The organism is Sporichthya sp., from assembly GCF_013815995.1.
Lineage (GTDB): Bacteria > Actinomycetota > Actinomycetes > Sporichthyales > Sporichthyaceae > Sporichthya.
Map to the genome: position 1 here is coordinate 1 of NZ_JACDFE010000203.1, position 8195 is coordinate 8195.

The window sequence follows — 8195 nt, forward strand, 5'->3', positions numbered from 1 at the left end:
GTCTGCTGGTGGGGCGACCGTCGTGCAGATGAGCTCCTGGCGCACCAAGCTGAACCCGCGCGTGCTCGCTGCCGCGGCCTCCCTGGTGGTCGTGCTCGGGGTGGGCATCCCGCTCTCCATGTCCGCCACCGGTGGCTCGGACAACGACGAGTCCGCCACCGCCGCCGGGGCTCCGGAATCCGCGTTGGACAGGGCGGCTGCGCCGGTCGCGCCCGAGGCCAAGACGATGGCCGGCGACGACGCATTCGGCACCACGACCGACAGCGCCGCGGGGTCCCTACCCCCCACCGATGCCGGCACCACGGGGACCGGCACCACGACCGGCGCCCTTCCGGGCAGCGGCCAGGCGGCCGATTCCCAGGCGCTGGAGGACAGCCGTAACGCGGCGCCCGCGCCGGTCGCCGGGGCCTCGTCGGGGAAGGCTGCCGCCGGCGCCAACGCGGCATTCGCCGACGCGGTGGCCTGCGCCCGGGCGATCTTCATCGGCAACATCACCAACGTGCAGCCCGCGCCCGACGGAGCCCACTTCAAGGTGACCTTCCTGGTCACCGAATGGATCGCGCCGGCCTCCGGGCCGGTCACCGCGACCTATGAGGTCTACGGCAGCACGGTGAACTCGCCGGGCGTCGACGAGAACATCATCGCCGGCCAGCGCCGCCTGTTCGTGGTCCCGGCCTCTCCCGAGGAGCGGATGTACGCCTACCGCGAGAAGGACTGGACGGCGACCAAGAAGCAGATCAAGGCCGTACGCGACGAGCGGGCCGGGGAAGGCTGCGGCTAGTCGGCCCCCGCGGCTACCGTGAGCCCAGAGCAGTCGCGGGACTGCTGCGAACTCGTGGGACGGATGGGGACATGCCGCAGACGATCTGGAAGGGCGCGATCTCCTTCGGGCTGGTCTCGATCCCGGTACGGGTGTTCTCCGCGACCGAGGAGCGCGGCGTCTCACTCCGGCAGGTGCACGTCGCCGACGGCGGTCGGATCCGCTACAAGCGGTTCTGCGAGATCGACGGCGAAGAGGTCGCCTACAGCGATATCGCCAAGGGCTACGACCTCGGCGGCGGGGAGATGGTCGTGCTGACCGACGAGGACATGGACTCCCTCCCGCTGCCCTCGACCAAGGCCGTCGACGTCCTGCAGTTCGTGCCCGCCGAGCAGTACGACCCGATCGCGACGGCGAAGAGCTACTACCTGCAGGCCGACCAGCTGGGCGAGAAGCCCTATGTGCTGCTCCGCGACGCGCTGCGGGCCACCGGCAAGGTCGCGATCGTGAAGGTCGCCCTGCGGTCCCGGGAGTCGCTGGCCGCGATCCGCCCCTACGGCGACCTGTTGCTGCTGCAGCTGATGCTCTGGCCCGAGGAGATCCGCGACGCCAAGGGGTTGGCCCCCGGTGAGGGTGTCAACGTCAAGGACGCCGAGGTCAAGATGGCCGAGGCCTACATCGACACCCTGACCGGCGACTTCGACGCGGACGAGTACACCGACCACTACGCCGCCGCCCTGAAGGCGGTCGTGGACGCCAAGGTCGCCGGCCGCGAGGTCGTCACCCTCGACGACGACGCCGAGCCTGCCGCCGAGGTCGTCGACCTGATGGAGGCCCTGCGCCAGAGCGTGGCCCGGGCCAAGGAGCGCCGCGCCGCCGACGGCGACGCGGCCCCGGCGGAGAAGCCGGCCGCCAAGAAGGCTCCGGCCAAGAAGGCCGCCGCCAAGAAGACCGCCGCCAAGAAGACCGCCGCCGAAAAGGTCGCCGCGGAGCCCGAGGAGAAGCCGGCGGCCAAGAAGACGGCCGCCAAGAAGGCTCCCGCGAAGAAGGCCGCGGCCAAGAAGTCGGCCTAGCTTCTGCGGGACGTCGTCCCGTACGGGCGCACATCAGCCCGCACGAGGGCCGATATGCGCCCGCCAGGGCTGACAAGCGCCCGCCAGGGCTGACAAGCGCCCGCCAGGCACGATGTCCCGCGGCAGTGGGTCGGGTCAGCAGGCCGGCATGACCTTCGGGCGCTCGGCCAGCCAGTCCACGACGTCCGCGGTGACCTGCGGGCCGGTGGGCTTGTGGAACTCCAGGCCGTGGCCGATGCCGTCGTAGTCCAGGAACGTGACGTCGTCACTGCTGACGAACGCAGCCTCGTCGAACGGGGCGCCGTCCTTGCTGAAGATCCGGTCCTCGTTGGCGATCAGCTGCAGGACCGAGGCCTTGACCTGGGTCGCGAGGAAGCGCGAGGGCTGCGGGCCGATCGAGAGGATCTCCCCGGACGGGGTCTCGTTCACCAGCGGGTGCAGGGCCTGCACGAGTTTGGGGTCGATGTTGTCGGTGAACAGGAAGCTGTCGCGGTTCTTGATGTCGCCGAAGAAGTACGGGTAGTCCTCCTGCATCGCGCGCGGAACTTCCTGCGTGAGGAACTGCTCGGTGAACTCCGGCGTCGGCAGGTGCGTGAAGCCGGACAGGATCAGCGCGTCGACGTCCTGGTAGAGCCCGGCCTGGATCTCGGACTCCTCGCTGCCGGCCGAGTGACCGATCAGGCCGACGTGCTTGTAGCCCCGCTCCCGCAGTTGCTGGGTGACCTGGTGGCTGGCGTCGGCCAGGGCCTCGATCGTGACGGTGTTGCCCGGCGGCTCGTCGGAGGCGCGGAAGGGGTGATTCGGCTGGCCGTAGCCCAGCTTGTTCAACGCCAGGAAGGGGATCCCGGACGCGGCGACCTTGCGCGCGATCGAGTACTTCTGCTGCTCGTACGGGATGTCCCAGTACCAGGCGCCGGTGGTCAGGGCGTGGTTCGCCTGCAGGATCGAGGACGTGCAGCCCTCCTTGCCCTTGGGCTCGTAGAGGAAGCCGCGCAGGGTGTAGGACGAGCCCGGCTCGAGCTGGTTCTCGACCTGAAAATCGATCGGGGTGACGGTGACCTTGCCGTCGGACTTCGGGGCGTTGTAGTCCGAGAGCGCGGGGTCGCCGGGCAATGCGTCGGGGCGGCCGGTGGCGAAGCCCGGTGCGGCGGACGCGGCCCCGCCGTTGACGGCGAGACCGAGAAGTGCGGCGACGGCGGCGGCCGAGGCGACGGCGGCGCGAGTGCGTGGTCGTACCCGAGTCATGGGTTGCTCCGAACGGCGAGGGGATGGCGATGAGCCACTTATGTGCCTGATTCGGGGCGGTTTGGGCGAGGGCTGTGACGGCGAGGTAAAGGCGCCCGACAGATTGCACACCGATCCCGACACGCCTCCAGGCGCCCGTAGCTCAGTCCGGTTCCGGCACCCGATCCGGCGCGGCTCCCGCAGAAGTCGGACCCCGCCGGAGTTCGCGCAGGGTCATCCCGCGCCGGCGGCGGGCCAGGTCGCGCAGGGTGCCGACGTTGCGGTAGCCCACCTCCGTCGCAATCGCTTCGAGGGACAGCTGCGTGCTGCGCAGCAGGTGGGTGGCGTGGTCGAGCCGGATTTCGTGGACGAAGTCCACCGGGGTCATGCCCAGGGTCGCGGCGGTGGCGCGTTGCAGGCTGCGCTCGGAGATGTTCAGCGCCTTCGCGGCCGCGGCCACGGTGAACGAGCGGGACAGGTTCTGCCGGATCCAGCGGTCGAAGGACGCGGTCAGCGGGTCGTGCGCGGCCATCACGCCCGGCACGGCGAAGGCGGCCTGGGGGAGCCGGGTGCCGATCAGCAGGTAGCGCGACACCAACTCGGCGAGCGCCGGGCTCTGCGCCCGGACCAGCGAGAGCACCAGGTCGACGTGGGAGAACGCGGCGCCCGCCGTGGTGATCCCGGGCGCGCGGCGCAGCGCGTGCCCCTCCTCCAGCGTCACCCGCGGGTAGCGCTGGCGGAAGGCTGGCGCGACCCACCAGCTCGTCGTCGCGCTGACACCGTCGAGCACGCCCGCCTCGGCGAGGAAGAACGTCCCTGTGCAGGCCGCAGCCAGCTCGACGCCCTCCGAGCGCGCCCGGGCGATCAGTTCCAGGACCGTCCGGTTCGGCTCGGCAGAGACGAGCTGGACCAGGGCGTCGGCCCCCTTGACGTTGATCGCGGGCACGAGAAGCAGGTCCGGCAGTCGGTCGAGCTCGGAGACCGGGGTCGTCGGAATCCGGTGCCCCGCGCCGGAACGAACCTCGCACCCGAGTCCGAGCGTGGTGACGGCCCAGGCCGGCGCGGCCGGGCTGACCTGGTCCCGCAGCGCGTTGGCGGTGCTGAGCACCTCCAGGATCGCGGCCAGCCCGAAGTCGGCGACTTCGTCGACGACGAAGACCCCTACCGCCACATCAGTCATGTCGGCGGTATTCGGGTGAGCGGGGCCACCCGGATTGGCCGGAATCTCTGGGGGCGTGACACCGTTGGGACGACGACCAGCGGAAATGTCCTTCTCAGGACAGCCCCGCCAGAATCCCCCCGAGCACCGGAGTACGCCGTGTCACTGCCCCCGCTCGTCGAGCCGGCTGATGAACTCACCGTCGAAGAGGTGCGGCGCTACAGCCGTCACCTGATCATTCCCGACGTCGGGATGATCGGGCAGAAGCGGCTGAAGAACGCCAAGGTGCTCTGTGTCGGCGCCGGCGGCCTCGGTTCGCCCGCGCTGCTCTACCTGGCCGCGGCCGGCGTGGGCACCCTCGGGATCGTCGACGACGACGTCGTGGACGAGTCGAACCTGCAGCGCCAGGTCATCCACGGCCAGTCCGACATCGGCAAGTCCAAGGCGCTGTCGGCCAAGGAGTCGGTGGCCGAGATCAACCCGTTGGTGACGGTCAACATCCACCAGGTGCGCCTGGACTCGTCCAACGTCCTGGACATCTTCCGTGACTACGACCTGATCGTGGACGGCACCGACAACTTCGCGACCCGCTACCTGGTCAACGACGCGGCCGTGTTGCTGGGCAAGCCCTACGTCTGGGGCTCGATCTACCGCTTCGAGGGCCAGGCCTCGGTGTTCTGGGAGGAGTACGGCCCGAACTACCGCCACCTCTACCCGGAGCCCCCGCCGCCCGGCATGGTCCCGAGCTGCGCCGAGGGCGGCGTGCTCGGCGTGCTGTGCGCGTCGATCGGTTCGATCATGGTCAACGAGGCGATCAAGTTGATCACCGGCATCGGCGAGCCCCTCGTCGGCCGGCTGATGATCTACGACGCCCTCGAGATGGAGTACCGGACGGTCAAGGTCCGCCGCGACCCGAACGCGCCGGAGATCACCGAGCTGATCGACTACGACGCCTTCTGCGGTTCGGTCTCCGAGGAGGCCATCGACGCCATCAAGGACTCCACCATCTCGGTGAAGGACCTGAAGGAGTGGATGGACGCCGGCAAGGAGTTCGAGCTGATCGACGTCCGCGAGCCGAACGAGTTCGAGATCGTCTCCATCCCCGGCGCCACGCTGATTCCCAAGGGCGAATTCCTCAACGGGAGCGCGCTGGAGAAGCTGCCCAAGGACAAGCAGATCGTCATCTACTGCAAGTCCGGCGGTCGCAGCGCCGAGGCCCTCGCGGTCACCAAGAACGCGGGCTTCGCCGACGCGGTCCACGTCGGCGGCGGCGTCACTGCCTGGGTCAGTCAGATCGAGCCGGACAAGCCTTCCTACTAAGGACATTCCGCCCACTTCACAACGGCGTCTGAGGATCCCTCAGGCGCCGTTTGGCGTTGCGCACAGTGCGTCGGCACGGATTGGGCAAAGCCGGACGTGGCTGCCCTTGTCGATCAAGACAACGCAGGCACTCTTGGGCACAAGGGGCTCATCCACAGTTCATGGCTCACGCACAGGGTCCGTGAATAACGTGACCGATCCCGCAATAGGTGCAAACCGAATACGGGGTAGTACGTCTCGTATCGCCGTCCCTCATCCCGCCGGATGACTAAGGAGTTCCATCAGATGAGCTCGAATCCGTTCCGCCGAGTCGCCATCAGTGCACTCGTGACCGCCGCGGCCGCCACCGCTGCGATCGCCATCCCGACCTCCGGAGCCAACGCCGGAACGACGCCGGCTTTCGCCGCGGCCGACGTCTCGACGATCCATCCCGGGATCCAGACGGTCACCGCTGAAACCGCCACCTGCACCTCCAACTTCGTCTTCACCGACAGCCTGGGCAACACCTACCTCGGCCAGGCCGCGCACTGCTCGGGAACCGGCACGGCGAACGAGACCGACGGTTGCCAGTCCGAGAGCCTCCCGCTCGGGACGCCGGTGGCGCTCGGGGAGTCCGGGGTGACGGGCAAGCTCGTCTACAACTCCTGGCTCGCCATGCAGAAGGCCGGCGAGACCGACCCGAACGCGTGCGCGTTCAACGACTTCGCGCTGATCTCGATCCCGAAGGGAGCGGTCTCGCAGGTCAATCCGTCGATCCCGGTCTTCGGTGGCCCGGTCGGCCTACGGACCACGCCGTTCGGCTCGGGGGAAGCCGTCCTCAGCTACGGCAACTCGCCGCTGCGCGGCGGCGTCGCGCAGCTCTCGCCGAAGCAGGGCTTCGTCGTGGCCGACGAGGGAGAGGGCTGGACCCACACGATCTTCACCGCGACCCCCGGCGTGCCCGGTGACTCCGGCAGCGGCTTCCTGGACTCCGACGGCAACGCCTTCGGCATCCTCTCCACGCTGGCGCTTGCGCCGATCCCCGGCAGCAACGGGGTCTCGGACCTGGCCAAGGCGCTGAGCTACGCGCAGTCGCACTCGGGCATCAAGGGGCTGCGACTGGCCAACGGCACGGAGGCGTTCGTCCCCGGTGCCGTCCCGGCCCTCGGTGGGATCACCGGTCGCCTCTGATCCGCAGCACCTGAACAATCACGGCCATGGACCGATCCGCCCCGCGGGATGTGAACCCGCGGGGCGGACCCATGTCCGGCGGCCTGCTCTCCTCGGAAGAGTTCATCGAGGCGGTGCTGGGCGCCGTCGAGGCGATCCCGCCGGGCAAGGTGCTGGCCTACGGCGACGTCGCCGAGCTGATTTGCATGGGCGGCCCGCGCTCGGTCGGCAAGGTCATGTCCGGCCACGGCGCCGGCGTCCCGTGGTGGCGGGTGATCCGGGCCGACGGTTCCGCCGCGTCCGGGCTGGAGGTCCGCGCCCGCCGCGAGTGGCTGGCGGAGGGAACGCCGCTGCGTCCCACCGGCAAGGTGGACATGCGCCGCGCGCGTTGGGACGGCCGGCCTCACAACGGATGACATCCGGAGCGACTCGGCGGCTCGGCTGTCGGCGCCCGGTGGTGTGATGGGCCCGTGACATCGGGGCGATCGGGGCGGGGGAGTCGAGTCGAGTACCGGCTCGTCCGTACCCCACCGGAGCCGGTCGTCGTCCCGACCCTCGACGAGGCGCAGCGCGCGGTCGTCGAACACGGCGGTGGTCCGCTGCTGGTGCTGGCCGGGCCCGGCACCGGTAAGACGACGACGCTGGTCGAGGCGGTCGCTCGCCGGGTTGAGGCGGGCACCGATCTGGAACGCATCGCGGTTCTGACCTTCAGCCGCAAGGCGGCGGGCGAACTGCGCGACCGGATCGCCCGCCGGGTGGGTCGGACCACCGCCAGCCCGACCGCCACGACCTTCCACTCCTTCTGCCACGCGCTGGTCACCAGCCAGGTCCCGGCGGAGGACGCCGGTCGCCCGCTGCGCCTGTTCTCGGCCACCGAGCAGGACGTCGCGGTACGCGAGTGGCTGCGCGGCAGCGAGCGCGACTGGCCGGACCCGATCGCGCGTTGCCTGAACACCCGCGGGTTGGCCGAGGAGGTGCGCGACGTGCTCGCCCGGGTGGGCGAGCGCGACATCGATCTGCGCCGGCTCGCGGCCGGTCCTGACGGGCCGAGTGAGGACGAGACCGCCGCGGTGTGGCTGGCGCTCGCCGACTTCGCCGACGAGTACGGCGACCTCCTCGACGCCCGGGGCGTGCTGGACTACACCGAATTGGTCCGCCGAGCGGTTGGGCTGGCCGAGAGCGCAGGAGTCCGCGCGCACCTGCGGGCCCGCTACGACGCGGTGTTCGTGGACGAGTACCAGGACAGTGACCCCAGCCAGGTCCGGCTGCTGCGGGCCCTCGCCGGCGACGGGCGCGACCTCGTCGTCTTCGGCGACCCCGACCAGTCGATCTACGCCTTCCGCGGTGCCGACGTGCGCGGCATCCTCGACTTCCCGTCCGACTTCCCCGACCGCGACGGCAATCGCGCCCGCACCGTGGTGCTGCGCACGTCCCGGCGGGCCGTGCCGGCTCTGCTGTCCGCCTCCCGCGAGGTGGCGCGTCGGCTGCCGCTGGCCGGGTTGCCCGCGGC

Annotated in this window: 7 protein-coding genes and 1 pseudogene; 6 read left to right on the top strand and 2 right to left on the bottom strand. The window is 70.2% G+C overall.

Translation table 11 applies throughout. From position 1 onward, the window contains the following. Both H0X00_RS18760 and H0X00_RS18765 read left to right on the top strand, forming a co-directional pair. Positions 1–781, top strand: a pseudogene (locus H0X00_RS18760) (hypothetical protein); the annotation flags it as partial. Positions 782–852: 71 nt separating this feature from the next. Next, the gene (locus H0X00_RS18765) at positions 853–1833 is read left to right on the top strand and encodes a Ku protein (RefSeq protein WP_293773878.1); all 981 of its coding nucleotides are present in this window, start codon (positions 853–855) and stop codon (positions 1831–1833) included. 135 nt (positions 1834–1968) lie between these two features. On the opposite strand, the gene H0X00_RS18770 is transcribed toward H0X00_RS18765, so the two are convergent. After that, positions 1969–3078: a hypothetical protein gene (locus H0X00_RS18770; protein ID WP_293773880.1), complete on the bottom strand. Its 1110-nt coding sequence runs from the start codon at positions 3076–3078 to the stop codon at positions 1969–1971. A gap of 142 nt (positions 3079–3220) precedes the next feature. Continuing rightward, positions 3221–4237, bottom strand: a complete 1017-nt coding sequence (locus H0X00_RS18775; protein ID WP_293773882.1) for a GlxA family transcriptional regulator — start codon at positions 4235–4237, stop codon at positions 3221–3223. Positions 4238–4375: 138 nt separating this feature from the next. Here H0X00_RS18775 and moeZ point away from each other — a divergent pair, with 138 nt between their 5' ends. The 4 genes from moeZ to H0X00_RS18795 all read left to right on the top strand — a co-directional run. After that, on the top strand, positions 4376–5536 hold the full coding sequence (gene moeZ, locus H0X00_RS18780; RefSeq protein ID WP_293773883.1) for an adenylyltransferase/sulfurtransferase MoeZ: 1161 nt from the start codon (positions 4376–4378) through the stop codon (positions 5534–5536). A gap of 285 nt (positions 5537–5821) precedes the next feature. Then, a complete protein-coding gene (locus H0X00_RS18785) occupies positions 5822–6706 on the top strand; it encodes a serine protease (protein WP_293773885.1) in 885 nt (294 codons plus the stop codon). A 71-nt stretch (positions 6707–6777) separates the two neighbouring features. Continuing rightward, positions 6778–7101, top strand: a complete 324-nt coding sequence (locus H0X00_RS18790; protein WP_367186695.1) for an MGMT family protein — start codon at positions 6778–6780, stop codon at positions 7099–7101. A gap of 54 nt (positions 7102–7155) precedes the next feature. Next, positions 7156–8195: ATP-dependent helicase (locus tag H0X00_RS18795; protein ID WP_293773888.1), on the top strand; the 1040-nt coding region annotated here is incomplete at its 3' end.

Bases quoted from the DNA above. Each gene is read 5' to 3' on its own strand.
- H0X00_RS18775 (WP_293773882.1), bottom strand. From the start codon at position 4,237: ATGACTGATGTGGCGGTAGGGGTCTTCGTCGTCGACGAAGTCGCCGAC.
- H0X00_RS18770 (WP_293773880.1), bottom strand. From the start codon at position 3,078: ATGACTCGGGTACGACCACGCACTCGCGCCGCCGTCGCCTCGGCCGCC.
- H0X00_RS18785 (WP_293773885.1), top strand. From the start codon at position 5,822: ATGAGCTCGAATCCGTTCCGCCGAGTCGCCATCAGTGCACTCGTGACC.
- H0X00_RS18790 (WP_367186695.1), top strand. From the start codon at position 6,778: ATGTCCGGCGGCCTGCTCTCCTCGGAAGAGTTCATCGAGGCGGTGCTG.
- H0X00_RS18765 (WP_293773878.1), top strand. From the start codon at position 853: ATGCCGCAGACGATCTGGAAGGGCGCGATCTCCTTCGGGCTGGTCTCG.